The organism is Rhodococcus erythropolis R138, from assembly GCF_000696675.2.
In the GTDB taxonomy this organism is placed as follows: Bacteria; Actinomycetota; Actinomycetes; order Mycobacteriales; family Mycobacteriaceae; genus Rhodococcus_F; species Rhodococcus_F erythropolis.
In genome coordinates this window covers 5,209,728-5,233,111 of record NZ_CP007255.1, presented here as the reverse complement: position 1 = coordinate 5,233,111, position 23,384 = coordinate 5,209,728, and the positions used below count along the sequence as shown (strand labels likewise).

Here is a 23,384-nt window from a genome sequence, read left to right as displayed (position 1 = left end):
GCAAGGGACAGCCATGTCGACACCCACCATCTCCGCCATTCCGAACATCCGATCGCGAACCGCGCTCTCGGGAACGCGGACCCGTACCCAGATCGTCGTGCCCGAACTGCGCATTGCCGACGGACCGTCCGCGACGGTGTTGCGCATTGCTCGATCCCGCGGACCGCTCTCTCGCGATACCGCGGCGAAAGCGTCCGGACTGAGTATTGCCACCGTGAACCGTCAGGTCACGAGCCTGCTGGACCTCGGGATCCTGCGCGAACGCGCAGACTTGACGGCCTCCGGCGCCATCGGGCGTCCGCGGGTTCCGTTCGAGGTCAACCACGAGCCGTACTTGACCGTGGGCATTCATATCGGGGCCGTCGTGACCAGCATCATCGCCAGCGACATTCGTGGCAAGGTGCTCGGCGCCGTCGAGATTCCGACTCCCGCCACCAATTCTGCTGTCGCGCTTGCCACCATTGCGCGCTCGGCCAAATCGTTTGCCTCACGGTGGCACAAGCGTCGTCCCCTCGCCGTCGGCGTGGCCATCGGCGGTCGCGTCGATTCGGCGACCGGAGTAGTCGATCACCCGCGCCTGGGGTGGAAGGGCGCCAAAGTCGGATCCATCATCGGAGCCGGCTTGGACCTTCCTGTATCAGTCGCCGCCCACGTCGAGGCGATGGCTGCGTCGGAACTTCTGCTCAGCACCGACCGTGCCGAAGCCCCGACGCCGGGTACTACCGGGCTGTACTTCTACGCCCGTGAAACCGCCGGTATCGCAATCACTTTCGAAGGTCGAGTACACACGCCGTCCAGCGGACCCGGTTCGATCGCGCACCTTCCGACGGGTTCGTCCGCACGGTGCACCTGCGGCGCCGTGGGTTGCCTTGAAGCAACGATCAGTGACCGCGCCGTAGTCGCGCAGGCTTTGTCTTCGGGCGCAGTGATCCAGGGCAGTGAGCGTGTCACGATCGCGGACGTCTACCGGGCTGCGTCGTCGGGTTCCATTCCGGCACACGAGCTTCTGGTTGATCGAGCACGCGTCCTCGGCCGGACGGTGGCAATGCTGCGTGACCTGTTCAACCCGGATCGTGTGATTCTGGGTGGTCAGGCATTCACCGACTATCCCGCCGGAGTACCCCATGTCGCCGAGGCTTTCTCGACGGCATCCTCGTTGGAGCGTAAGGACATTCGAATTACCGGTTTCGGTAATCGGGTTCAGGAATACGCTTCCACGGTCGTGTCGCTGAGTTCACTGTTTGCTGATCCCGCTGCGGCCATGCGTCGTGCGTCGGCCGTCTGACTGCGAAGAGGGTAGTCAGAGTTCCGGTCGATCCAAGACTCGCAACCATGATCCGTCGGACTGGCGGCGCGCGACCTGCGTGCGCCCGCCGGTTCCGTCGGAAGGCTTGGTCGAGGTCATGGCGAGGTCGCCGCTGATCACCGTCGGTAGAGATTCCTCGACGGTGAATCTCGGTGCAGCTGCCAGCATCTGAGAGATCACCTCGCGGATGGCTTGGCGGCCCACCGTGAGGGATCCGGGCGGGAAGGCCATCACCGCATCCTCCTCGTAGAGTGCGGCGACGGCGTCTGCGTCACCAGCGTTGGCGAACTGCACAAAAAGCTTCGCGATGTCTTCCGGGGTTCCGGCCTTCTGAACGTCATCTGTTGTTGTCATGCTTCCATCGTTCTAGCCCGCCGTCGATAAGTCCAAGATCTAGTTTGTCTCGCAGCTAGAATCAGCAGTTATGGAACTTCGGCAGCTCGAATACTTTGTCACGGTAGTGGAGGAAGCCAACTTCACTCGCGCCGCCGAGCGGCTTCACGTAGCCCAACCGGGTGTGAGTGCGCAGGTCAAACGGCTCGAACGTGAGTTGGGGCAGGAATTGCTCGATCGTAGTGGTCGAACCGTTTGTCTGACCGACGCCGGGCGAGCTGTCCTCCCGCACGCCTACGCTGCACTTGCTTCCGTTCAGAGCACCCGCGACGCTGTCGATGCCTTGAACGGACTGGTTCGGGGTTCCGTTTCGGTCGGGATGGTTACCGCCTGCGCTTCCGCCGACCTCACAGATCTGCTCAGTCGGTTGCACAACAAACACCCCGGACTGGACATTTCGCTGGCCGAGGACGATTCGCGCAGTTTGCTTGCCGGAGTGTTGGACGGAACCTTCGACATAGCCGTCATCGGGGTGGCGGGCAAGCTGCCGGAAGGGCTCGAATCGAGGGTGATCACCGACGAACGACTGGTGGCCGGAGTGGCGGCGGATCATCCGCTGGCCGAGGTGTCGTCTCTGCCGTTTGCCGAACTCGCGACGCAATCGGTCATCTGTCTGCCGGAGGGAACCGGCATCAGAACGTGTCTGGACTTCGCGTGCGCCGCCGCCGGCACCAAGCCGACGGTTGCGCTCGAGGCAAGCAACCTCGGCATCATCGTTTCATTGGCAGCGCAGGGGCTGGGAATGGCCGTGCTTCCGGAGTCGACAGTGGGGGAGTTGCATCGGATCGATCTCGAACCGGAAGCACGATCTCGGCTGGAATTGGTCTGGCGTTCGTCGGGCGGCAAGAATCCGGCGGCCTCCGCTCTCATCGATCTTGCGAGAGCTGTTCCCGCCGAGTGAGTTCGGCCTGCGCCCGATCCAATCCGCCGTGCTCGAGAGCAGCCAACCGTGACCTGTCCTTCCAGACTATGGTGCCGCGCCGGCGGACGATGACCGACATGGTTCCACCGAGATGCTCGAGCGCTCCTGGCACGTTTCGACGCTCGGCAGGTATCGGAACAGGAAGAATATGTGCGTCGGCGATGGGCGCGGTCCCGTCGATGTCGACGCTCCACTTCCGGCTGTAGCCGCGAAGAGTCCAGCGATCGTCGGACACCGTCGTCTCCACCTGTGACGTCAGCGGATTACCCAGCCGCAATACCGTTCCGTCCGGTAGCGCGGCAACGACGGCGGTGACTTCGGTGCGCAGAGGTCCGGCGCTGACCTGGCCGCCGGCAAACGCCACGCAGGCTCGCGGATCGGTGAACCCCTGTGCCTGTCCCCACCACCAGGATTCCGGGAATCCTCCCTTTCCCCAGTTCTTCTCGCCGTACACCTGTGCCCCGGTGAGATCCCAGTTCTGCCCGTCGATGACGGCGCTTCCCTCGACCCGGCCGCCGAGCAGCCACGGATGCCAGTATTGATTGAGTGCGGGAACTGATTGGAAGTAGCTCGATCCCCCGAAGCGGCGATGCGGCCAGAATCGCTGATTGCTGATCCGCACGTCGAGATGGCTGTCGCCGAAATCGACCTGCAGTCGATCGGCATTGCCGCGGAAAGCGTTGTCGGCGTAGGCCCCCAGGATCCGTGGATCGGCCGATCCGCTCGGATGTTCGGCGGTACGGAGGAATCCGCCTGGATGCGCCGCGAGACCGAGCGTCGACCAGTTGCCGCCGTCGGACTTGTTGATTCCGGCGAGCGCGATCACCACCCGTCCGCTGCCTGGCATCGTGAATCGCCAGAAGTAACCCTCCATCGCAACATCATGGGAGGCAAGCAGATTGCCGTACGGCAGGGTGGCACCCGAGGCGCGGTACGCGGGACGCTTCACGGTCCCAATACTGCCTGTGATGCGGTGACCTGAGCGACGAGGCGGCCTTCGTCGTCGCGAATCTCGGTCACGACCGCGACGGTGCTGCGCCCCGCATGCAATGGCCGGGCGGTTGCGGTGACCGTGCCCTTGCGCACCCCGCGAGTGAACACGGTCGACGAACTGGTGGTGGAAGTGCTTGCACCGGGCGGAAGATTGAGGAATGCACAGACGGCGCCGACGCTGTCTGCCAGCGTCATCAAGGCGCCGCCGTGCATTCCGTTGCCGGCGGTGGTGCGGTGGCTGTCCCAATCCAGATGGCCGACAACCTGTTCGGGTGCCGCGCTGTCCAACTGAATTCCGGTGTGAACTGCAAAAGGCATGCTCGCGACAAGTTGTTCGAGGTCCATGCCTACCGATGGTAACGAGCCGCCGAAACCTCCGTCGGGACTTCGGTTTATCGAGGGCGGTGACTTCAGAGGGGAAGGGCGGTTTCGGACAGACCTTCCGGCGCGTTGCGGCGACGGAACCACTCGGTGCCGAATGCCGCGGCGAGCTGCTCCGTCGGCATTTCGAGGAACGGGCCGAAATCGCCGACCTGCGTCGCGTGCGCGTACATGGCCGCGCGCTTGGACGAGATCACCGAACTGACATCGACGGCGGTGGTGAGTTGGTCTGCCGGAAGCCCGAACGATTCGATGTCCGGCGGCTGCGCCTCTTCGGTCCACTCGGGGTTGGCCTGCATCAGCATCTTCATGTGATCGCGGTTGGTGGACGCCTCGTAGACGAACGGCGTGCCTGCGAGTTCTGCGGCCCGGACGCCGACATGGTGGACCTGGATGTGATCCGGGTGCCCGTATCCGCCGTTGGGGTCGTAGATGGTCAGGACATCGGCGTTCTCTTCACGAAGTACCTCGGCCAGACGCTCGGCGGCCTTCTCGACGTCGACGTTGCAGAACGCTTCCGGATTCTCGTTCTCGGGCGTACCCACCATCCCGGAATCCGGGTAATGCAGGGACACGACGCGATTGGCGCCCAACGCGTCGGTGGACGCCTCGAGTTCACGGCTGCGGCGCTGAGCCAACGTCTCGTATTCGTCCAACAGGCCGTCGGGGAATTCGCCGAGAGCACCGTCGGTAGCGGTGACGACTACGACGCGGTGACCTGCGTCGGCGGCCATTCTCATCACGCCACCCGTAGTGAAAACTTCGTCATCGGGATGGGCGTGGAAACACACCAGGACACTCATTCGCGCAATCGTAAGGCAAGTTACCGACAGGTCAACCCGAGCGCACAGTGAAAACGATTTGTCGAGTCGGCCTCGGCTCTGTGAACCTTGTTCAGTGCACGAGAAGCTGACATGAGCGAATCCACCAACAAAGGCCTGCTGAGCGCCTACCGCGAGATCTTTGCCGCCCCCGGATCGGTCGCCTTCTCAGCCGCCGGATTTGTCGCAAGGCTGCCGATCGCCATGATCGGCATCGGAATCGTGACGATGATCTCGCAACTTCGTGGTGACTACGCGCTCGCCGGCGCGCTCGCCGCGGTTTTTGCGCTCTCGTCGGCGATCATCGCGCCCGCGGTCTCACGTGCGGTCGACCGCTTCGGCCAGCGTGCGGTCCTGCCGATTGCCGCAGCCGTGAGCGTCACGGCGATCGGGGCGCTCTTGCTCGCAGTGCGGATGGAAGCTCCCGATTGGCTGCTTTTCGTTCTGGTCGTCCCCGGCGGCGCCACCCCGACGATCGGCGCGATGATCCGCGCCAGGTGGGTGGCGATCTATGTCGGAAAACCTCAGCTGCGCACCGCCTTCGCCTTCGAATCCGTGGTGGACGAACTCTGTTTCGTGGCGGGCCCCGTCATTTCGGTCGGCCTGAGCATCGGGCTCTTTCCCGAGGCCGGACCGCTGGCGGGACTGATTCTGCTGGTCACCGGAACCCTGCTGCTGGTCATACAGCGCGGAACCGAACCGAAGGTGCATCCGCGCCGACCCGGCCGCGGACGGTCGGTTCTCGGTAACCACGTGATGTGGATCGTCATCGTGATCATGGTGATGCTCGGAACGATCTTCGGCGTCATCGACGTCGGCGCCATCGCGTTCACCCAGGAACAGAATTCGCCGGGATCCGCGACGCTGGTCCTCGCGCTGTTCGCCGGCGGCTCGGGAATCGCGGGACTGATCTTCGGGTCGATGCACCCGGCGCGATCGCTGCGCGGTCAACTGATGATCGCGTCCTCCGCGGTCGCCGTTCTCAGCGTCCCACTACTCCTGGTCGGAAACGTGGCCGCACTCGCGGGTGCATACGTGCTGGCAGGGGCGACCGTCGCACCGACGCTCATCATCGCGACAGCCCTGGTCGAACAGATCGTCCCCCCGGAAAAGCTCACGGAGGGAATGACCCTGACGGTCACCGGCCTCGGCGTCGGCGTGGCGCTCGGGTCTGCGCTGGCCGGGCAACTGATCGACCGCTACGACGTCTCGTCGGCGTACATGCTCGCGGTCGGCGCTGCAGTCGCAGCCTCTATCGTGACGGCATGTCTATTCGTGAAGCCGTCAGCGTCGACGGCACGTCCATCGTCTATCGAGTAACCGGAAATTCGGCGGGGACCCCGCTGGTGCTGCTGCACGGCTGGGCTCAGTCGTCGCAGTGCTGGGGCGAGCAGGTCCTCGCGGACCTGGCTGCGGACTACCGCCTGATCGCTGTCGATCTGCGCGGCCACGGTTACTCCGATGCTCCCGAAACCGGATACGACGACTCCGCGAACTGGGCCGGCGACGTCGCGGCTGTTCTCGCGGCAGAAGGCGTCACCGAGAACGCGATACTGCTCGGCTGGTCGTACGGCGGTCTGGTGATCTGCGATTATCTGGCAGCGCACGGAACCGGCGCGGTGGCGGGTGCGGTTCTGGTCGGTGCGATCACCAGCATCGGCCGCGGGGAGAAGGGCGGCAAGGTCGGCTCGGCGATGCGTAGCGCGGTTCCCGGCGCGATGTCCGAAGATCCCCGCGAGGCGATCAGGGCACTCGGCGCTTTCGGTAACGCTCTCACCGGCCCACCCGAGGGCAAGGGTGCAGCGTCGCAGGCCTTGTTCGGGTACAGCCTCTCGACTCGTCCGCGGGTGCGCGCAGCATTGTTCAACCGTGCTGTCGGTCACGACGACTTGCTTCGCAACCTGGATATCCCCGTTCTCGTTCTGCACGGAACCGAGGACTCCGTCGTCGACGTGAGTGCAGGTAAGCACGCCGAGGAACTGATTCCCAAGTCCCAGGCGTCGTACTGGGAAGGCTGCAATCACGGCCCGTTCGTGGAGGATCCGACACGATTCGTGTCCGAAGTGCGAACCTTCATCTCGAGCCTCGGTTAGAGTTCGCGCCCGGTGAGGGGGCAGTATGGAGTCGTGACGCCCATGCACATTTCGCGCCCTCGCCGGGTGGCCGTTCTCTCGGTCCACACCTCGCCATTGGCGCAACCCGGCACCGGTGACGCGGGTGGGATGAACGTCTACGTTCTGCAATCCGCGATTCAGCTCGCCAAACGTGGCGTCGAGGTGGAGATATTCACCCGCGCGACGTCCTCGGCCGACGCACCCGTGGTGGACGCCGCTCCCGGAGTGCGGGTTCGGAACATTGCAGCTGGTCCCTTCGAAGGGCTGGACAAGGCGGATCTGCCGACTCAACTGTGTGCCTTCGTCGCGGGCGTTCTACGGGAGGAAGCGCGACACGAGCCCGGGTACTACAGCCTGATCCACTCGCACTACTGGTTGTCCGGGCAGGTCGGCTGGCTGGCTCGCGACCGTTGGGGCGTTCCCCTCGTACACACTGCACACACCCTCGCGGCGGTGAAGAATCTTTCGCTTGCCGAGGGAGACACCCCGGAGCCGGCAGCACGTCAGATCGGCGAGCAGCAAGTAGTCGCCGAGTCCGATCGCCTGGTCGCCAACACCACCGACGAAGCCAAGGCGCTGCACGAGTTGTACGGCGCAGATCCCACGCGTATCGACGTCGTGGCTCCCGGCGCCGATCTCACCCGCTATCGACCGGGCGATCGCGATTCAGCCCGCGCGTCGTTGGGGTTGGACCCGGGCGAGATCGTGGTGACTTTCGTCGGCCGCATCCAACCGCTCAAAGCGCCGGACGTTCTGCTGCGTGCTGCAGCCGAAGTGATCAGCCGCAGGCCCGGGTTGCCGCTGCGCATCCTCGTCGTCGGTGGCCCGTCCGGAACTGGTCTCGCGCGGCCGGACGTGCTGATCGAACTTGCACGATCACTCGGTATCACCGCGCAGGTGACGTTCTTGCCACCGCAGGCACCGGAGCGTCTCGCCGATGTCTACCGTGCCTCGGATCTGGTTGCGGTGCCGAGCTATTCGGAGTCCTTCGGGTTGGTCGCCATCGAAGCTCAAGCCTGCGGAACTCCCGTGATCGCCGCCGACGTCGGCGGACTGGGAGTAGCCGTACGCAACGGGGAGACAGGCCTGCTGGTTCAAGGACACCGCACCGAAGACTGGGCCGGCGCCCTCGAATCTTTGGTGACAGCGCCGACGCGCTTGGCCGAACTCGCCGCGCAGGCACCGCGTCACGCCGAGAATTTCTCGTGGGAACACACCGCGGACGGTTTGCTCGAGAGCTATCGCAAAGCCGCAGTCAACTACAACAACGGAACCGGTCCAAGCGACTTCTCGCCCCGCCGTGCGCGGGGTCTGTGGCGTCTGCGCCGGACCGGGGGAGTGCGTACATGAGCAGCATTTCGGACACCATCGAGCAGGCTCTCACCGAGCGCGAACTCGAATTCACCAGAAAAGACGACGCGCATTTCATCGTCGAACTTCCCGGTGAACACAAACTCAAGACGTCGACTCTGCTCACCGTCGGCAAGCACGGTGTGCGGGTCGAGGCCTTCGTGTGCCGCAAGGTGGACGAGAACTTCGAGGGCGTCTACAAGTTCCTGCTCAAGCGCAACCGCCGTCTGTACGGGGTGGCGTACACACTCGACAAGGTCGGGGACATCTACCTGGTCGGCAAGATCGCGGAGCATGCCGTGACCGGCGATGAACTCGACCGAGTGCTCGGTCAGGTTCTCGAAGCCGCCGACGGCGATTTCAACGTCATCCTCGAACTCGGCTTCTCCTCGTCCATCAAGCGTGAGTGGGCATGGCGGGTGTCGCGAGGCGAGTCGCTGGCGAATCTCGAACCGTTCAAGCACCTCATCGAGGAGGAGCCCGCGCAGAGCTGATCGAGCGGGGTGAGACACATCGCGGATGTGTCACGTAAAGTGGCCTTTACTTGTGACTGTCGTCACGGAATAATACTGTTCCCGTGAGTCACAGTAAGTTGGTCACACCACCCCGCCGCGCAACTTTTCGAGGAGCACAGTGAGCTTCAAGAGTCCGTTCCCCGACGTTGAAATCCCCAACCTCAGCGTCTACGACTTCCTGTTCGGAAATACCGACCCCGCAGACCTCGACAAGACGGCATTCGTCGAGGGCAGTTCGGGCGCAGTCACCACATACGCTTCGCTGATCGCACAGATCAACGGCGTTGCAGGCGCTCTCGCAGCGCGCGGACTCGCCGTCGGCGACGTGGTCGGGCTGCATTCGCCCAACGTCCCGGCCTTCGGTTCCGTCTTCCACGGCATCCTTCGTGCCGGTGGCGTCGCGACCACGATCAACGCGCTCTACACCGCCGAGGACATCGCCAAGCAGCTCACCGATTCCAAGGCCAAGTTCCTCTTCACCGTCTCGCCGCTCCTGCCTCAGGCAAAGGCAGCTGCTGACCTGGTCGGTATCCCGGCTGAGAACGTCTTCGTGCTCGACGGTGCCGAAGGCCATCTGTCGCTGCGAGATCTGCTCGGCGAGGGCGCAGCGGCGCCCGAGGTCTCCTTCGATCCGGCCACCCAGCTCGCGGTGCTGCCGTACTCGTCTGGCACCACCGGCCGACCCAAGGGGGTCATGCTCACCCATCGGAACCTCGTGGCCAACGTCTGCCAGATCATTCCGCGGATGGGCATCGAGACCGACGACAAGATTCTCGCGGTCCTGCCGTTCTTCCACATCTACGGCATGACTGTCCTGCTCAACGCTGCGCTCTACCGCCGCGCGAGCCTCATCACGATGCCGAAGTTCGATCTCGTCGAGTTCCTGCGGATCGTCGCCGAGCAGAAGTCGACGTACATCTTCGTCGCACCGCCCGTTGCCGTCGCGCTGGCAAAGCACCCGCTCGTCGATCAGTACGACCTCTCGAGCGTGCACACCATCTTCTCCGGTGCGGCCCCGCTCGACGCGGCACTCGGCAAGGCCGTCGCCGACCGGTTGAACTGCCACGTCCGCCAGGGCTACGGCATGTCCGAGATGAGCCCGGTCTCGCACGCGATCCCCTTCGATCGTGACGACATCGCCCTCGACACGTGCGGTCCGACCATCGCCAACATGGAATGCAAGCTCGTCGACCCCGGAACGGGCGAAGAGGTCGCGTACCCGGCTCTCGGCTCGGACGGCGTCAGCGAGCCCGGCGAACTGTGGTGCAAGGGCCCGAACATCATGCTCGGCTACCTCGGCAACGACCAGGCCACCAAGGACACCCTCGACGACGACGGTTACCTGCACACCGGTGACATCGCGACCGTCGACGGCGACGGCGTCGTCAAGATCGTCGACCGCCTCAAGGAACTGATCAAGTACAAGGGCTACCAGGTTCCCCCGGCGGAACTCGAGGCTTTGCTGCTGACCCACCCGCAGATCGCCGACGCCGCCGTGATCGGCGTGCTCGACGCCGAGGGCGAAGAGGTCCCGAAGGCATTCGTCGTGCTCCAGGACGGCGCCGAGTTGACCGAGGCCGACGTGATCTCGTTCGTCGCCGAGCGCGTCTCGCCGCACAAGAAGGTTCGCCAGGTTTCGTTCATCAGTACCGTGCCGAAATCCGCGGCCGGAAAGATCCTCCGCAAGGATCTGCGAACTGCGGAAGTAGCCCCGAGCTGATTTCCGGACAGGGTTGATCAAGAAGGGTTCCGGTACTCGTGCCAGGATGAACGCCATGAGTATCGGAACCCTGGTCCTGCTCCGCCACGGCGAGAGCGAATGGAATGCACTCAATCTGTTCACCGGCTGGGTGGACGTACACCTGACAGACAAGGGCATGGCCGAGGGCAAGCGCGCCGGCGAACTGCTCGCCGAGCACAACCTGTTACCCGACGTTCTCTACACGTCTCTGCTGCGCCGCGCGATCAGCACGGCCAACCTCGCACTCGACGCCGCCGATCGCCACTGGATCCCGGTAGTGCGCGACTGGCGTCTCAACGAGCGCCACTACGGCGCTCTGCAGGGCAAGAACAAGGCGCAGACCAAGGAAGAGTACGGAAACGAGCAGTTCATGCTCTGGCGTCGTAGCTACGACACCCCGCCGCCCGCCATCGAAGCCGGCAGCGAGTACAGCCAGGACACCGATCCTCGGTACGCGAACCTCGACGAGGTTCCCTTGACCGAGTGCCTGCTCGACGTCGTCAAGCGTCTGATCCCGTACTGGGAGGACACCATCTCCCAGGAGCTGCTCGCCGGCCGGAACGTGCTGGTCACCGCACACGGCAACTCGCTGCGTGCATTGGTCAAGCACCTCGACGGCATCTCGGACGAGGACATCGCGGGCCTGAACATCCCGACCGGAATCCCGCTGCGCTACGACCTCGACGAGAACCTGAAGCCGCTCAATCCCGGCGGCACCTACCTGGATCCGGAGGCCGCAGCTGCCGGCGCCGCCGCGGTGGCGAATCAGGGCGGAAAGTAGCAACCCGATGATGTGCGTCGAGGCCCCCCGAACAGTGTTTTCGGGGGGCCTCGGCCAACAACAGATGAACGACGAACCAACGCCGTCCACCTGGCGGATTACGCGGGCGGGAACGTCCGAACCCGCCGTAACCGACACTTCGCGCGAACGTACGATTGCGCCGTGAGTGTCGTGATTGCAGTGCTGCTGGTCGTGGTCGCCGGCTTGGTCGGCTACCTCGTCGGCGGGGTGCTGGTACCCAGGCTGTCGTCGCGCCAGAGTCAGCGCTCGGACGAACAGACCGGGCTCACGATGTCTCAGGTTCTCGACCTCATCGTGTTGGCTTCGGAAAGCGGTATCGCCGTCGTCGACGGTTTCCACGACGTCGTGCTCTTCAACCCTCGCGCCGAGGAACTCGGCCTTGTCAAGAATCGTCTGGTCGACGAGAGGGCATGGCGTGCTGCTCAGGAAGTTCTGCGGACGGGCCAAGCCGTCGAGGTCGATCTGACGGCGCAGACCGCTCAGCGCGGCCGCGACAAGATCGCGGTACGTGGCACGGCCCGGTTGCTCAGCAAGGACGATCGCAATTTCGTGGTCCTGTTCGCCGACGACGATTCCGAGCAGGTCCGCATGGAGGCGACGCGACGCGATTTCGTCGCGAACGTCAGCCACGAACTCAAGACGCCGGTCGGCGCGATGAGTTTGCTCGCGGAGGCACTGCTCGAATCTGCTGACGACCCGGAATCGGTGCGGCACTTCGGCGAACGGGTGCTGGGCGAGTCGATTCGTCTGGGCAAGATGGTCACCGAGTTGATCGCACTCTCGCGTCTGCAAGGTGCCGAGAAGCTGCCGGATCTCGACGTGGTCGACGTCGACACCGTGGTGTCCGAGGCGCTGTCGAGGTCGAATCTGTCGGCCGAGGCCGCCGGGATCACCGTCACCACAGACCATCCGAGTGGGCTGGAAGTACTCGGGGATCAGACTCTCCTCGTCACAGCATTGTCCAACCTCATCGAGAACGCTATTGCATACTCGCCCAAGGGTTCTCCGGTGTCCGTCAGTCGGTCGGTACGCGGTGACAATGTCGCGATCGCAGTCACCGATCGAGGAGAAGGTATCGCGAAAGCGGACCAGGAGCGAGTGTTCGAGAGATTCTTCCGCGTGGACAAGGCGCGGTCACGGCAGACCGGCGGAACCGGTCTGGGGCTGGCGATCGTCAAACACGTCGCGGCCAATCACAACGGCTCCATCGAACTGTGGAGCAAACCGGGAACAGGGTCTACCTTCACGTTGCAGATACCGGCACACGTGGAGTCGGACGACGACATCGACTCTGACGACGCGGGAACCGCCGGTTCCACGCGGATCGGCAGACGAGAACAAGGCAGTAGAGAAAACGGCATGGAGGCCAAACGATGACGAGTGTGCTGATCGTGGAGGACGAGGAGTCCTTGGCGGACCCGCTGGCGTTCCTGCTCCGCAAGGAGGGCTTCGAGACCACCATCGTCAACGACGGACCGTCGGCGTTGGCGGAATTCGATCGCTCCGGAGCGGACATCGTCCTGCTCGACCTCATGCTGCCCGGCATGAGTGGCACGGACGTCTGCAAGGCGCTGCGGTCGCGCTCCGGCGTTCCCGTCATCATGGTGACGGCGCGTGACAGTGAGATCGACAAGGTCGTCGGCCTCGAACTCGGTGCGGACGACTATGTGACCAAACCGTATTCGGCGCGCGAGCTGATCGCCCGCATCCGTGCGGTGCTGCGCCGCGGGGTGGAGAACGAGGCGGATCTCGCCTCCGACAACGGGGTGCTCGAGGCCGGGCCGGTGCGGATGGACGTCGAGCGTCACGTCGTGCAGGTCGCCGGTAACCCGGTGACGTTGCCGCTCAAGGAGTTCGACCTCCTCGAGTACCTGCTCCGCAACTCCGGCCGGGTGCTGACCCGTGGACAGTTGATCGACCGCGTCTGGGGCGCCGACTACGTCGGTGACACCAAAACCCTTGACGTACACGTGAAGCGGTTGCGTTCGAAGATCGAATCGGATCCGGCCAAGCCCGAACACCTGGTCACGGTCCGCGGATTGGGCTACAAGCTCGAAGCGTGATCGAACCTCGAGACGAATTCAGCCGCTCACACGATCGTGTGAGCGGCTGAATTCTTTTTGTCTACGTGGAGTCAGCCCTGAGCTTTGTTCTGAGCGATCGTGGTCGCCGGATGGACTGCTATGAGGCCGAGGCCGGCGCGACGCCTGCAGAGGCGAGCCAGCTCGTCGTACGCACGCTTTCCGAGAAGCTCTGTCAGTTCCGGCCCGTAGGACTGCCAGACCTGCCGCTCCCCGACATGAGCGTCGGGGGAGCCGGAGCAGTACCAGGCGAGGTCGTCGCCGCCCTCACCCCAGCCGCGGCGGTCGTACTCGGTGATCGTGGTCTTGAGGATCTGAACGCCGTCCGGCCGGTCGACCCAGTCCTGGGTGCGGCGGATGGGTAGCTGCCAGCACACGTCCGGCTTCACCTCGAGCGGCTCGATGCCCTTCTTGAGCGCCATGGAATGCAGTGCGCAGCCCTCGCCGCCGGCAAAACCCGGCCGGTTGAGGAAGATGCACGCTCCTTTGTAGCGGCGGGTGCGCAGCGCGGGCTCGTCCTCGAGGTCGTCTTCTTCGACGTAGCCCTTCTTGCCGAGACCCTTTTCCATGAACTGCCAGTCTTCGGCTGTGAGCATTTTCACTGACGCATCGAGCTTGTCCTGATCCTCCTGATCGGAGAGGAAAGCGCCGTGCGAGCAGCAACCGTCGTCCGGGCGGTCGCCGATGATGCCCTGACACGCCGGCGTGCCGAACACGCAGGTCCAATGCGAGAGCAACCACGTCATATCAGCGGAAATGAGGTGCTCGGAGTTGTCCGGATCGACAAATTCGACCCATTCGCGCGGGAAATCGAGATCGACCTCGGGGCTCGGAGTCATCTTGTGGGACCGGTCTGGGTTACCTGCTGTCACAAGGGCCGACGGTAGACCCAGTAACGTGGCGATGTGCGACTAGGGGTACTCGACGTCGGAAGCAATACCGTCCATCTATTGGTTGTGGACGCCCATCGGGGCGGCCACCCAACACCCATGAGCTCGACCAAGTCCACGTTGAGGCTGGCAGAAAACACTGACGACCGCGGCGATATCACCACGTCAGGGGCCGATCGGTTGGTGTCGACGGTCTCCGAATTCGCCGGTATCGCCAAGACGTCCGGGTGCGAGGAAATGATGGCTTTTGCCACTTCCGCCGTCCGTGACGCCAACAATTCCGAAGCTGTGCTCGCCCGCGTCCGCGCCGAGACCGGAGTCAATCTCGAGGTTCTCTCCGGGGTCGACGAAGCCCGCCTGACCTTTCTTGCCGTGCGCCGCTGGTACGGCTGGAGCGCCGGACGCATCCTGAACCTGGACATCGGCGGCGGCTCGCTCGAACTCACCGCAGGCGGTGACGAGGATCCGGACGTCGCCTTCTCACTGCAACTCGGTGCGGGACGGTTGACGCGCGACTGGCTACAGGCCGATCCGCCGGGCAAGCGCCGGGTCGCTGTATTGCGCGACTGGCTGGACGCGGAGTTGGTCGGACCAGCCAAGGAACTGCGCGCCGCCGGCGACTGGGACCGCACGGTCGGGACCTCGAAGACCTTCCGATCGTTGGCTCGGCTCACCGGCGCGGCCCCTTCTGCCGCAGGCCCCCGGGCAAAACGGACCCTGACTTCCAGCGGACTCAGGCAACTCATAGCCTTCATATCCAGGATGACGGCAGCGGACCGTGCAGAATTGGAAGGAGTGAGCTCGGATCGGTCACAGCAGATTGTGGCCGGCGCGCTCATCGCAGAGGCAACCATGCGGGCGCTCGGAGTGGACGAACTGGAAATTTGTCCCTGGGCACTGCGTGAGGGTCTGATTCTGCGAAAGCTCGACACAGAAATGGGCGGTGAATTGGTGGTGAGTGCTTGATGACCGAGGACAGTCAGCAGATTTCCGTAGCGGAACTGCTCAAGCGGAACGGTCAGAGCGTCGAATCCCGAGGTGGACGACGTCGGCGCGGCGTAGCCGGTGGCATCTCCGTCGCCGAACTGACGGGTGAGATCCCGATCGTTCGCCAGTCGGGATCGCGCGCGGCCGCCGAGCCCGAGTCGGCCGAACCAGCAGCTTCTCAGCCTGAAGCCCCTGCGCCAGAAAACGCTGCATCTTCTGCGCCGGCCGAGGCTGTCGCGGAAACCGCCAAGTCAGCCGAACCGGCACCGAAGGTTCCCGCCGACCGCACCGCCGCCTTCGCCGTCTCGTTCGACGACGACGATGACGATGACGAGCCGCAGGCACCCAAGGCCGAGTCGAAGCCGGTTGCCACACCGCCGGTCACCACTCCGAAGCCGACTTCCACGCCATCGCCGGGACAGACCTCGAAGTCCTCGCCCGGACAGTGGGTGAGCCGGGCACCGCTCAACTCCTCGTCACCGACGCAGGTAACGCAGGAACCAGCACTGCTGTCGGGTCAGACCCTGGCGGGCGACCTGATGCGTCAGGAGCGCGCTGCAACGCAGTCGCCGTCGTTGCGTCCGCCGATCCTGCCGCCGCGTGTCCCCACTCCTGTCGTGAAGGCACCTGCACCGACTGCTCCTGCTCCGGCCGCGCCGGAAGAGAGCACCGAACTGATCGACAAGATCGCAGACGCGGATGCCGGCGAGGCCGAATCGACCGCCGTTGTCGATCTGGTCAAGGCGCCGGCTGTCGATGACAGTGCAAAAAAGTCCAGTGCCGCCGCGGAGTCCGATGTCGAAGCCGAACCGGCAGCGGAAGAGGCAGGCGAGCGTAACTCGATCCGTGAATGGGCAGTGCTTGCCGGTCAGGTGGTTGTTGCACTGATCGTCGGCGGCGCGATGTTCAAGGGCTTCGAGAAGCTGTGGGACATGCTGCCGTGGGTGGCGTTGGTGCTCGCGCTGATCGTGATCGTCGGCTTGGTGGCCGTCGTGCGGGTTCTGCGGAAGACGGACGACATCACGAGTTTCGTGATCGCGGTGGTCGTCGGCATGATCGTGACGCTCGGTCCACTGGCGTTCTTGTTGACCTCGGGTTGATCGGACGATGATCGGGGGATCGCAGCGCATGGTTCGTCGGCCGATAGCCGTCGGCTTGTCGACGGCTTCGGTATATCCGGAGAACACGGAAGCAGCATTTCGCTACGCCGCTGATCTCGGATACGACGGTGTCGAACTGATGGTGTGGGCCGAATCCGTGAGTCAGGACATCGGTGCTGTGGCTGCCCTCGTTCGCAAGTATGCGATTCCGGTGCAGGCCGTGCATGCGCCGTGTCTGCTGATTTCGCAGCGCGTGTGGGGTTCCGATCCGGTCGAGAAGCTCGAGCGTTCGGTACGCACTGCCGAAACCTTGGGAGCGACGACGGTGGTCGTCCACCCGCCGTTCCGGTGGCAGCGCAAGTACGCCGAAGGCTTCGCGGAACAGGTTGTCGATCTCGAATCGAAGAGCAGCGTCGTGGTGGCGGTGGAGAACATGTTCCCCATGCGCGCCGACAGCTTCTTCGGCGGCAAGGACAAATCCGCGGAGCGTCTGCGTAAACGTGGCGGTCCGGGGGCAGCGTTGTCCGCGTTCAGTCCGTCGTACGACCCGACCGATTCCGATCACGCTCACTACACACTCGACCTGTCGCACACCGCGACGGCGGGCATGGATGCCCTGGAGTTGGCCTCCCGTATGGGCAAGGGGCTCGAGCACCTGCACCTGGCCGACGGTCGCGGGGCGTCGATGGACGAGCACCTGATTCCGGGGCATGGCTCACAGCCGTGCGCGGAGTTGTGTCAGCAATTGGCTGCGAGCGAATTCAGCGGCCAGGCTGTCATCGAGATCAACACGCAGAACGCGCGCACCCGGCGGGAGCGGTCGTCGATGCTGGCGCAGGCGCTCGCGTTTGCACGCGAGCACCTGGCACGCTCAGCGGTGGCCGGCAAGTAGCGCAGCTTCGAACTGCGCGCGTACCTCCTCGACGTGTGCGTCGAGGTCTTTGGTCTCCCAGCCTTCGGTCGAGATGGGATCGAGCACCGAGACGTAGACCGGGCCTGGATGGGCGACAAGCGAATTGCGCCACATCCGTTCACCCGCGTTGTGAATCACCACGGGCACGATCGGCACACCGGCTTGGATCGCCAAGTGGAATCCGCCCTTCTTGAAAGGGCCCAGGCGTGGCGTCGGAGAACGGGTGCCCTCCGGAGCTATGACTATCGAGACACCATTCTTGAGCTTGTCGACTGCCGGTTGCAGTGCAGCCTTCGCTTTTGTGGTGTCGGTGCGGTCGATGTAGGCGACGTCGAGCAGTGCGCCGACGGGCATGAACCGTGGATCGCTTGCCGCTTCCTTCTTCGCGACGCCGGTCACGTCACGCTTGATCACGGTTCCCAGGACCAACATGTCCAGGGAACTCTGATGGTTGAACATGAACACCGCCGGGCGGTGATCCCACACGTTGTGCTCGCCGTCGATCTCGACGTCGATGCCGAGCAGTGAGAGCGAGATATCGGGGCCGTAGGTGCCGACCAGGTTCGCACCCAGTTGACGGTTGCCGGTGACGATGCCCGCCGACGCGCCGAGGGCGGCGGTGGCAGCAAGCGCGCCCATGGCGGTTGCCGTTCGGATCGTCGAGATCGGCGTTGCGCCGCGTTGCGGTCTACGCAGGCTGACCGAGGGCCAGTGATTGCGCAACGCGATCCTGGCCAGACCACGATCGGGATTCAACGCGACAGGTCGCCCGACGGCCTCGAGCATGAAGACGTCTTCGACACCGTTGGAGTACGCAAACGCGTTCTTCAAGTCGGCGCCCATCTTCTCGGCATAGCCCGCAAGGGCATTGGCCTTGGCCGGCCCCCACAGAGCGGGCGAGGACAGTTCGCCGGTGAGCATGCCGTCGACGACTTCGGGCTCGGTGCACAGCACGTCTTCGATGTCGAGATCTTCGGCGACGTACTTGGCCTGGAACGGAGTCGCCGACGTGGCCATCACGATCGTGTGGCCGGCTCGCCGGTGCGCCGCCAGTAGCCCACGGGCTTCCGGGTAGATCATCGCGGCGATCTCCTGCTTGAACAACCGTCGGCCCCAGTCGTTGAGTTCCTCGACGGTACGGCCGCCCAGGGCGCGAACGCCGATGTCCATCAGCGCTCCGACATCAGCGCCACGGAACTGGGTGTCGATCGCGGCGCCGGTGGTGCGCAACAATTCGCCGACGCTGATATCCAAGCGCCGCAGGCGGTCTCGGTACACAACGCTGGCCGAGTACCCGCTGATCAACGTGCCGTCGAGGTCGAAGGCGGCGATCGTTCCGGGCCCGGGAGGCGCGGCTTCGATGGCGGAGTGCAGACGCTCGAGTCCGGTCACAGTCCTACTTCCTCGTTCTCGGCGGGTGCTCGGTTTGCTTCTGGAATGGTCACTACTGCTGCGGCGTCGGGCACGGGCATGGCCACCTGATCGAGCCGTGCGTGCGCGAGTGCTCGGATATGGCGCAGACGTTCGACCTGGACCTTGATCTCCGCGGCAAACGCCAGGCGCCTGGCCCGGACTCCGTCGTCGTCGACTTCGATCAAGTTGCGGTTGCGCGCCAAATTCAGTGCAGTGGCAAACAACTCACCGGAGACCGATTCGTTGCTGGCGATCTGCTGCCGCAGGCGACGCTGATGTGCGACGTCGATGCAGTTGCTGATGAAGGACTTTTCGTCGAACGACGTCGAAATCGGCGCGAGCACAAGCTGATCGGCGACAACCTGGTAGGCCTCGAGGAACGGTTGCAGCACTCGGTGCGCGAGGTACGGCCGCACCGTCTCGATCATGTGCTCGGTTCGTTTGTCGGCGGCCATGACGGTTTCCCACTCGGGATCGATCAGGGTCAGCTCGGTTCGCATCTCCTGCTCGAACGTGTCCCGGTCGCTGAAGAAGAACTCGAACTTCATCAGGTCGCGGATGCGCTTGGCCTCGGCCCAACCGTCTCCGACGGGATCCTCGAACCGCTCTTCGACGGCTGCCTGGAGCACGAGTTCGGTGATGGCACGCACGACGAGAAAGTGAATTGTGTTGTTGCGGTAGAAGGCAGCAACAAGATGCTGGTCCTTGCCGAGGTAGAAGACCTGCTCGCCGCCGCGATCGAAGCGCTCGAGCACACCGGAATCTACGTGTGTCTGCAGGGCCTTCTCGATGACACGCGGATCGGACAGTTCGACGTCGCCGGCGATCGGAAGATTTCGCGCGGTGATGTATCCGAACAGCGGCGTGAGAATCGCGGTGAGTTCACGAACTGTCAACGCCCGGTCTTCGATTCCGAGGAACGCCAACATCGCCAGTGAAGACACGGTCACCGGTGTGACCTCGTTGATGCGGTGACACACCTCGATGCCGGCCTTTTGAATGGCGAGGCGCTGATCGGTTTCCTGGCTGAGTGCGTCCGCGAGTGAGAGCGGCCGGCCGATGGTCACGTGCGCGACGCCGTTGCGTTTTCCCTGTGCGCGTACGTAACCCACCATCCAGCGCAGGCCTTCCGGTGTCTTCTCGGCGCCGAGTGCCTCGGCAGCCATTGCCCCGACCTCGTAGAGCTGGTCGTAGCTCAGCGCGACGGGGACGAGGTACACGTCGGATGCGCCGCTGACCTGAAAGGCCTTGGTCAGGTAGGTCAGGAGACCGAAGCGCGGTGGGCGTAGTTTCCCGGTACGCCCGCGTCCACCTTCGATGTACCACTCCAGATTGAAGCGTTTGGTGAGCAGGTAGCGCATGTACTCGTGCATCGACCACTTGTAGACCTCGTCGTTGCCGATGCTTCGACGAATGAAGACGGTGCCGCTGCGCTTGAGGATCGAGCCCATGGGCCAGAAGCTGATGTTGAGGCCGCCCATGACGTGATTGAGCGGCAAGCCGTTCGCGATCAACGCCGGACGCAGGACGAGGGGATCGAGGTACGAACGGTGACTGGGGAGGAAGACCAGTGAGTGTTCCTTGTTCAGCTCACGGAGTTCCTCGAAGCGGCTCGTGTCCACGTCCAGCTTGTAGGCGCGAGCGAAGTAGCGGCCCAGGCGATCCCACACCGCGATGGCCTGGCGACTCTGGGTGGCAACCATTTCTTCGAGAGCTTCACGGGCGCGGCGGTCGACTTCGGCGACGGCGATGTTCAACCGGTCGGCCAAAGCCATCACCTCGGTGGTGAACCGGCGGGTGTCGGTGATCTCGTCGACGACGAACCGCGACACCTTGTACTGGCCACCCAGGAGGCCCAATTCGGCGCGCTCGAGTGCGAGGGCGGCCTGCCGTCGGATGAACTCGGGTAGTGAACCGCCACCGCTCTTTTCGAGGCGACGCTCGAGATCGCTCAGTGGTGCTGGTTCACCTTCGATGACCCGGCACCGTGAGGGGTCGGTGCGCAGGGTTCTGCGTTGCGCACCGCGTCCGGGGTGGAGGGGGTCGCGTGGTGCCAGTGCATCACGCAGTCGCACCGCGACATTGTGTTTGGTATGGGTGTCCGGAATCCACACCACGCGAAGCGGTGCGAGCATCGGGTCGTCGGTCCGTGCCGCCAGTTCTGCCAGAGTCTTGTCGGTGATGTTCACGGTGACCGGCCGGGTTTCGGATGAGGTTGCCTTGTCGGCAAGCCACTTCCGCAGCACGCCGGCTTCGGCCTCTGTCATGGTTTCGGTGAGGTACACGCGCGGGTTGGTCGTGTTCTCGCTCATGACTCACGCACCTTCCGTTGGGACTCCGAGAGCCACGATCTCGTCCAGGCTCTCCTGCAAGCACTGCATCAGCAGCGCGGGCTTCGTGATCGCGGCGGTGTCGAGATTGATTCCGATGCAGCACACCCCGACGTGGGAGACCAGTGTCGCCATCGCCGCGCAACCGGGCGCCGGGCCGAATGGGAACATCCGCTCGATCTTCGCTCCGGCGAGATAGACCGGTACCGGTACGCCGGCGACGTTGCTAGCCTGCAGGTCCAGTCCTGTCGACTGGGACAGATACCAGTTCGCGAGTAGATAGTTCGGCAGGCGAGCGAGGATCGGAGCGGCGACGTCGATAGCGTCCAACGCGGGTTCCTCACGCAGACTCAGAACGATCTCTCGCACCTGCCTGATGCGTTTGGCCGGATCCGTTTCGGCGACCGGGCCGTTGAAGCGAACGGCTGCAAACCGGTTGCCGCCGTTGGCATCCGCGCCCGTGCGCATGCTGATCGGCATACCCATCGGGATGCTCTCGACGGATTGTCCGAAGGCTTCGTGGTAGCGATGGAAGCCGCCGAGCAAAGCGGCGACGTAAGCGTCGTTGAGTGAGCCGCCGGCAGCTTTTGCTCCGGCCTTGAGCTCGGGAACACCCACTTCGAGAGTTCCGAACCATCGTCCGAGACCACGATCGTGGAGCAGAGGGGAACCGGAACGAGCTGGGGGAGTGACGATCTTGCGGAGTGAATTGGCGTACCCGAGGACCTCGGAAGCCGTGCTGAACGGACTCGAGATCGCCGTGGTCGCAACATTGGTGGCGCCGCGAACCAGCTTGGCGATACGGGAGGGCGCACGCCGGATCTCGCTGACGACCTCCTCGCCGAATGCACCTACCGACGACAGGTGCTCCGGAGCCGGCGGTGTGCGGTCGGGCTTGTTCGGAGTGGGATCCGGGCGCCTGCTGTGCAGCAGCGTCATCATCTGGATGCCGCCCATGCCGTCGGTGATGGAGTGGTGAGTCTTGACCACGAACACGGCACGACCGTCGTCGAGACCTTCGATGAGCAGCGCGCTCCACGGCGGCCGAGCCTTGTCGAAAGGTTCGGTCGCAAGGTGACGGCACATGCGCAGCGCGTGATCGAAGTCCGCCGGTGCGGGCAAGCGGACGCGTCGTAGGTGGTAGCCGATGTCGAACTCGGGATCAACCGACCACACCGGATTGCCCAGTTGCATCGCCGGTTCCACCGCGCGCATACGAATACGCGGAACCACGTGCGATGCCCACTCGACTGCGTCGAGAAGTCGATCCCAGTCCGGAGCTCGATCGAGAACCTCTACCGCAACGATCGGTGAGCGCAGTTGCGGCTGCGCCTCTTCCATCCGCCACATTCCCGTCTCGAAGTCGGACATCGTGCGGTTCGCCCCCCAGGCAACCGCGGAAAGGTCGACGTCGACCGCGCTCGGAGGAACAAATGGATTGCTGTTGGCCATACGTCAAGAACTCCCTCGGTCTGCGGATCCACCCCGCGCATCTCTGCTTCTAAGTGTGGACCCGTGAGAGTGGGCGCGTCCCGGTTTCGGTGTCAGCCGACAGGTGTGACGTTCGTCAGTTAAGGGCTAATCGGACATGCCTCGAAATTCGACCAGCGTTCACGAAGTGACGCCGACGGCTTTCAGAGCTATCTCGCGGTAGAGAACACTGACTTCGCGCGGAGTCTGCGGTCCGTCGAGTCGATACCAGAGGACGACGGACTGACACATGCCCAGCAGTGCGCGGCCCGTTCCGGTGATGTCCGGGACCGTGAACTCACCGCTGTCGACGCCTGCCGTCAAAACGTCGACGAGTAGATTCTCGAGCTTCTTTCGTTTGGCGGCGTAGCTCTTTCGTTCGGCGTCCTCGAGGTACCGCAGTTCGGAATCGAGGAACGCGATGTCGGAGCGACTGGTCATGTGCAGAACACACGCCTCGACGAGATTGCCGAACTGTGCCGTCGGCGACGGTCCGGCAGCGTCGACCGCAGCGCTCGCGCGTGCGGTGACGTTCTCGATGCCCGGTTCCATCAGCGCGACGAGGATGCCTTGTTTGTTGCCGTGGTGGTAGTACAGCGTCGGCACGGTGACGCCGGCGCGTTTTGCAATGTCACGAACCGACGCTCCGTGGTAGCCGAGTTCGTGGAAGACCTCGAGTGCGGCGGTGAGCAGGGGAGTCAGCGTCAGTGGTTCGACGATGCGCCACTGTTCGTCGGGTTGAGCCCCCGACTGCAAATCCGTCATTCCGCCTGTTCGCTCCGTTCGGAAATTTCTGGTGGTGTGCGCAGAGAAGGTTCAACCCTAGCGCAAGGCGTGTCCTGCCTACCGATGCTCGGCCACC

At 64.0% G+C, this 23,384-nt stretch carries 22 protein-coding genes; 13 read left to right on the top strand and 9 right to left on the bottom strand.

The window, feature by feature from the left end:
* Positions 1-13: 13 nt before the first annotated feature.
* Positions 14-1,285 carry an ROK family transcriptional regulator gene (locus H351_RS23960; protein ID WP_020906761.1) on the top strand — a complete coding sequence of 424 codons (1,272 nt, stop codon included), beginning with the start codon at positions 14-16 and terminating at the stop codon, positions 1,283-1,285.
* A 15-nt stretch (positions 1,286-1,300) separates the two neighbouring features.
* Here H351_RS23960 and H351_RS23955 read toward each other — a convergent pair whose 3' ends face one another.
* A complete protein-coding gene (locus tag H351_RS23955; RefSeq protein WP_019744400.1) occupies positions 1,301-1,660 on the bottom strand; it encodes a YybH family protein in 360 nt (119 codons plus the stop codon).
* A 70-nt stretch (positions 1,661-1,730) separates the two neighbouring features.
* Between H351_RS23955 and H351_RS23950 the strand changes: the two genes are divergently transcribed.
* Complete coding sequence (locus H351_RS23950) at positions 1,731-2,600, top strand: LysR family transcriptional regulator (RefSeq protein WP_029254832.1); 870 nt, start codon at positions 1,731-1,733, stop codon at positions 2,598-2,600.
* Here the strand turns inward: H351_RS23950 and H351_RS23945 are convergent.
* The 3 genes from H351_RS23945 to H351_RS23935 all read right to left on the bottom strand — a co-directional run bounded on the left by H351_RS23945 (position 2,566) and on the right by H351_RS23935 (position 4,798).
* Positions 2,566-3,570, bottom strand: a complete 1,005-nt coding sequence (locus tag H351_RS23945) for a tocopherol cyclase family protein (protein ID WP_019744398.1) — start codon at positions 3,568-3,570, stop codon at positions 2,566-2,568. The genes H351_RS23950 and H351_RS23945 overlap by 35 nt on opposite strands.
* Positions 3,567-3,959, bottom strand: a complete 393-nt coding sequence (locus H351_RS23940; protein WP_003942017.1) for a PaaI family thioesterase — start codon at positions 3,957-3,959, stop codon at positions 3,567-3,569. The genes H351_RS23945 and H351_RS23940 overlap by 4 nt, the downstream gene beginning before the upstream one ends.
* A 65-nt stretch (positions 3,960-4,024) precedes the next feature.
* Positions 4,025-4,798, bottom strand: coding sequence for a PIG-L family deacetylase (locus H351_RS23935; RefSeq protein WP_019744397.1), 774 nt, complete (start codon positions 4,796-4,798; stop codon positions 4,025-4,027).
* Between the two features lie 111 nt (positions 4,799-4,909).
* On the opposite strand from H351_RS23935, the gene H351_RS23930 reads away from it, so the two are divergent.
* The 8 genes from H351_RS23930 to H351_RS23895 all read left to right on the top strand — a co-directional run bounded on the left by H351_RS23930 (position 4,910) and on the right by H351_RS23895 (position 13,401).
* Positions 4,910-6,136, top strand: a complete 1,227-nt coding sequence (locus H351_RS23930) for an MFS transporter (protein ID WP_019744396.1) — start codon at positions 4,910-4,912, stop codon at positions 6,134-6,136.
* Complete coding sequence (locus tag H351_RS23925) at positions 6,082-6,909, top strand: alpha/beta fold hydrolase (RefSeq protein ID WP_020906763.1); 828 nt, start codon at positions 6,082-6,084, stop codon at positions 6,907-6,909. Before H351_RS23930 ends, H351_RS23925 begins: the two co-directional genes overlap by 55 nt.
* A 42-nt stretch (positions 6,910-6,951) precedes the next feature.
* Positions 6,952-8,280 (top strand): D-inositol-3-phosphate glycosyltransferase, encoded by a 1,329-nt coding sequence (gene mshA / locus H351_RS23920; protein ID WP_019744394.1) that lies wholly within the window; start codon positions 6,952-6,954, stop codon positions 8,278-8,280.
* Complete coding sequence (locus H351_RS23915) at positions 8,277-8,774, top strand: type III secretion system chaperone family protein (protein ID WP_029254833.1); 498 nt, start codon at positions 8,277-8,279, stop codon at positions 8,772-8,774. Before mshA ends, H351_RS23915 begins: the two co-directional genes overlap by 4 nt.
* Before the next feature lie 139 nt (positions 8,775-8,913).
* Positions 8,914-10,515 (top strand): AMP-binding protein, encoded by a 1,602-nt coding sequence (locus H351_RS23910; protein WP_029254834.1) that lies wholly within the window; start codon positions 8,914-8,916, stop codon positions 10,513-10,515.
* A 46-nt stretch (positions 10,516-10,561) separates the two neighbouring features.
* Positions 10,562-11,317 carry a phosphoglyceromutase gene (locus tag H351_RS23905; protein ID WP_003941992.1) on the top strand — a complete coding sequence of 252 codons (756 nt, stop codon included), beginning with the start codon at positions 10,562-10,564 and terminating at the stop codon, positions 11,315-11,317.
* Between the two features lie 162 nt (positions 11,318-11,479).
* Positions 11,480-12,715 carry a sensor histidine kinase gene (locus tag H351_RS23900; RefSeq protein ID WP_019744391.1) on the top strand — a complete coding sequence of 412 codons (1,236 nt, stop codon included), beginning with the start codon at positions 11,480-11,482 and terminating at the stop codon, positions 12,713-12,715.
* Positions 12,712-13,401 (top strand): response regulator transcription factor, encoded by a 690-nt coding sequence (locus tag H351_RS23895; RefSeq protein ID WP_003942020.1) that lies wholly within the window; start codon positions 12,712-12,714, stop codon positions 13,399-13,401. Before H351_RS23900 ends, H351_RS23895 begins: the two co-directional genes overlap by 4 nt.
* 71 nt (positions 13,402-13,472) lie before the next feature.
* Here the strand turns inward: H351_RS23895 and H351_RS23890 are convergent, their stop codons facing one another.
* Positions 13,473-14,258 carry a DUF3109 family protein gene (locus H351_RS23890; RefSeq protein ID WP_003941928.1) on the bottom strand — a complete coding sequence of 262 codons (786 nt, stop codon included), beginning with the start codon at positions 14,256-14,258 and terminating at the stop codon, positions 13,473-13,475.
* 66 nt (positions 14,259-14,324) lie between these two features.
* Here H351_RS23890 and H351_RS23885 point away from each other — a divergent pair, with 66 nt between their 5' ends.
* Genes H351_RS23885 through H351_RS23875 form a run of 3 tightly spaced genes read left to right on the top strand, consistent with a single transcriptional unit; the run spans position 14,325 to position 17,288 of the window.
* Complete coding sequence (locus H351_RS23885) at positions 14,325-15,275, top strand: Ppx/GppA family phosphatase (RefSeq protein WP_003941975.1); 951 nt, start codon at positions 14,325-14,327, stop codon at positions 15,273-15,275.
* Positions 15,275-16,396, top strand: a complete 1,122-nt coding sequence (locus tag H351_RS23880) for a hypothetical protein (RefSeq protein WP_029254835.1) — start codon at positions 15,275-15,277, stop codon at positions 16,394-16,396. The genes H351_RS23885 and H351_RS23880 overlap by 1 nt, the downstream gene beginning before the upstream one ends.
* Positions 16,397-16,403: 7 nt before the next feature.
* Positions 16,404-17,288 carry a sugar phosphate isomerase/epimerase family protein gene (locus H351_RS23875; RefSeq protein WP_019744388.1) on the top strand — a complete coding sequence of 295 codons (885 nt, stop codon included), beginning with the start codon at positions 16,404-16,406 and terminating at the stop codon, positions 17,286-17,288.
* On the opposite strand, the gene H351_RS23870 is transcribed toward H351_RS23875, so the two are convergent.
* The 4 genes from H351_RS23870 to H351_RS23855 all read right to left on the bottom strand — a co-directional run bounded on the left by H351_RS23870 (position 17,268) and on the right by H351_RS23855 (position 23,287).
* Entirely contained in the window at positions 17,268-18,701 is a 1,434-nt protein-coding gene (locus H351_RS23870; RefSeq protein ID WP_029254836.1) for an HAD-IB family hydrolase, read from the bottom strand. The two genes, H351_RS23875 and H351_RS23870, sit on opposite strands and share 21 nt — an antisense overlap.
* A complete protein-coding gene (locus H351_RS23865; protein WP_029254837.1) occupies positions 18,698-21,034 on the bottom strand; it encodes a glycerol-3-phosphate 1-O-acyltransferase in 2,337 nt (778 codons plus the stop codon). Before H351_RS23865 ends, H351_RS23870 begins: the two co-directional genes overlap by 4 nt.
* 3 nt (positions 21,035-21,037) lie before the next feature.
* Complete coding sequence (locus H351_RS23860; RefSeq protein ID WP_029254838.1) at positions 21,038-22,504, bottom strand: wax ester/triacylglycerol synthase domain-containing protein; 1,467 nt, start codon at positions 22,502-22,504, stop codon at positions 21,038-21,040.
* Between the two features lie 159 nt (positions 22,505-22,663).
* Entirely contained in the window at positions 22,664-23,287 is a 624-nt protein-coding gene (locus H351_RS23855) for a TetR/AcrR family transcriptional regulator (protein ID WP_019744384.1), read from the bottom strand.
* Between the last annotated feature and the right edge of the window lie 97 nt (positions 23,288-23,384).